The 1,895-nt window shown below is 48.8% G+C and carries 5 protein-coding genes; 3 read left to right on the top strand and 2 right to left on the bottom strand.

Translation table 11 applies throughout. The features are described 5' to 3' along the window. Positions 1-778, top strand: a 778-nt coding sequence (locus Q0236_RS07890; RefSeq protein WP_297916692.1) for a hypothetical protein, incomplete at its 5' end; no start/stop codon positions are given. A gap of 10 nt (positions 779-788) precedes the next feature. On the opposite strand, the gene Q0236_RS07885 is transcribed toward Q0236_RS07890, so the two are convergent. Next, positions 789-923 (bottom strand): hypothetical protein, encoded by a 135-nt coding sequence (locus tag Q0236_RS07885; RefSeq protein ID WP_297916690.1) that lies wholly within the window; start codon positions 921-923, stop codon positions 789-791. A gap of 2 nt (positions 924-925) precedes the next feature. On the opposite strand from Q0236_RS07885, the gene Q0236_RS07880 reads away from it, so the two are divergent. After that, the gene (locus tag Q0236_RS07880; RefSeq protein ID WP_297916688.1) at positions 926-1,090 is read left to right on the top strand and encodes a hypothetical protein; all 165 of its coding nucleotides are present in this window, start codon (positions 926-928) and stop codon (positions 1,088-1,090) included. On the opposite strand, the gene tpx is transcribed toward Q0236_RS07880, so the two are convergent. After that, a complete protein-coding gene (gene tpx / locus Q0236_RS07875) occupies positions 1,082-1,606 on the bottom strand; it encodes a thiol peroxidase (RefSeq protein WP_297916686.1) in 525 nt (174 codons plus the stop codon). The genes Q0236_RS07880 and tpx overlap by 9 nt on opposite strands. Positions 1,607-1,689: 83 nt before the next feature. Here tpx and Q0236_RS07870 point away from each other — a divergent pair. After that, positions 1,690-1,895 (top strand): hypothetical protein (locus Q0236_RS07870; RefSeq protein WP_297916684.1); only part of this gene is annotated, 206 nt, incomplete at its 3' end.

The following is a 1,895-nucleotide window of genomic DNA, read 5'->3' as shown; positions in this document are numbered from 1 at the left end:
TTTAGCCTTCGCGGCGCAAAACAGGGGCAGGATCGACGAGGATTTCGGGGAGTTTAAAGATAGAATTTTCACCGCTTTCATTTTTAATCCGAAGGTACTGCGAAATTCAAAATTCGACTTTGAGCGGATAGAAAAAATCCTCAAATTTAAACCAAATCTCAATTACGGCGGAGATGGCGGTTATTTCTCGCCGCTAAAGCTCGCGATCTTTTTCGGCTCGAAATTTAGCGGCGAGACGGCGAAGCTTTATCACTTTGATAGCGCCGATGCGATGCGGCTTTTAGAGCTTTTGGTGCAAAACGGCGCGGACGTCAAAGCTGACGGATTGCTGCTAGATGCGGTATCGAACGATAATTTTGCGGCGTTTAAGTTCTTGATCGAAAAGGGTGCGCGAGACGCTAAGGGGGCGGTCGGCTCGGTTGCGGGCAGCGAATTAATATTTTTAAGCGACAACAACGTTTCTATTCTCGGATATAAAGAGGCGCTGCCGCTTGCTGCGAGGGAGTTTGCCGCGGGAGCTAAATTTAAAGAATTCCGCGACGGGAGATTATGCTATTTGGACGAAATTTTAAAATTTCAAAGCTTTGCGAGCATCGATAAAAAGGAGATCGAAACGCTTATCAAAGTAGCTGTGGTGCTAGACGACGACGCTGCGGCGGAGTTTTTGCTCTCTCGCGGCCTTTGCGAACAGAAGGAGCTTTGCGAACTTTTAGAGGAGAGGGCAAAAAGATACGACGCTGAAAAAATTTCTAAAATTTTAAGCCGCAAAGGGAAGTAAATTTTAAAATTTACACGGCTGCGGCAGGGCAGAGCAGATAAAATTTGTCATTGCTTAATCGCCTGCCGTTTTGCCATTCGGCGCGCGAAAAAGAGTAAATTTCACTCCGTCTAAGCCGCACCGCTTCGTTTACCAAACGGCTCACTATTGAGCCCATTCGGGCTAAATTTTAATGTATTTTTATCAGACGGCGCCGCGGCGGTAAATTTTAAAATTCCGCCGCTTAGCGCCGAGATTTTGCGGCTGCTTTTAGCTCTAGCGCGCCGCGTTAAATTTATCCAAACCTTGGATCTGTTATTTGGCTCAGTTTGAACAGCTGTTGCGCGAGATTATACGGGCTAGATCCATCATCGCCTCAAAATCGGGCTCGCTCTGCACCTCGCTTACTACTTGCTTGTACACCGTCACGCCGAGGCTGTCGATGATAAATAGGGCCTTCGCGCACAGCCTCGCGAGCGCTCCGCCGCCGATCAGCATGCCGTAAGAGCGGGCGAAATCTTTGGCGCGGAAGTCGCTTGCGAAACGCAGATTTTTGATCCCGTTCGCGGCGCGAAATTTCTCCGCCGCAAAGGGCAGATCCATCGAAACCACGATCGCTTCGGTGTTTCTAAGCCCCGCCGTTAGCTGATCAAATTTACGCAGCTCATCGGCGCATCCTGGTATATCAAGCGACGGTGTCGACATGATGATCTGCACCCGCTCGCTTTTGCCGACCCTGATCTCGCTTAGATCGGGCGCGGCCAGCGTGCATACGGCGGCTTTGTCGCCGAGCTCGAGCTTGCTGCCCGCTAGCGGCGCGGGTTCGTTCATAAACTCTACTTCATTCATTTTTCTCTCCGTTAAAATTTGCCGTAGAGTAACGCAAATTCTTTAAATTTCGGGTAAAATTAGCAAAAAATTTAGGAGACGAAATGGCAGAGGACATCTGGGGCGGCGAAACTAACCCAGCTTGCCTTGCGAATATCAAAAAAAAGGCCGTAAATTTAAACTCCGAAAAGCCGCTAACCGCGGCGCAGGAGAGCTCGGAGCTAAAAGACGCGCAGCAAAGCTTAGGCGATGAAATTTTAAAAAGCTCTGCAAGCGAAAATTATAACGATGAAATTTTAGGCGCAAATTT

The organism is uncultured Campylobacter sp., from assembly GCF_938031315.1.
Taxonomy (GTDB): Bacteria; Campylobacterota; Campylobacteria; order Campylobacterales; family Campylobacteraceae; genus Campylobacter_B.
Note: the sequence above shows the minus strand (reverse complement) of the source record. Positions and strands in the feature narration are given on the sequence as shown.

Bases quoted from the DNA above. Each gene is read 5' to 3' on its own strand.
- tpx (WP_297916686.1), bottom strand. From the start codon at position 1,606: ATGAATGAAGTAGAGTTTATGAACGAACCCGCGCCGCTAGCGGGCAGC.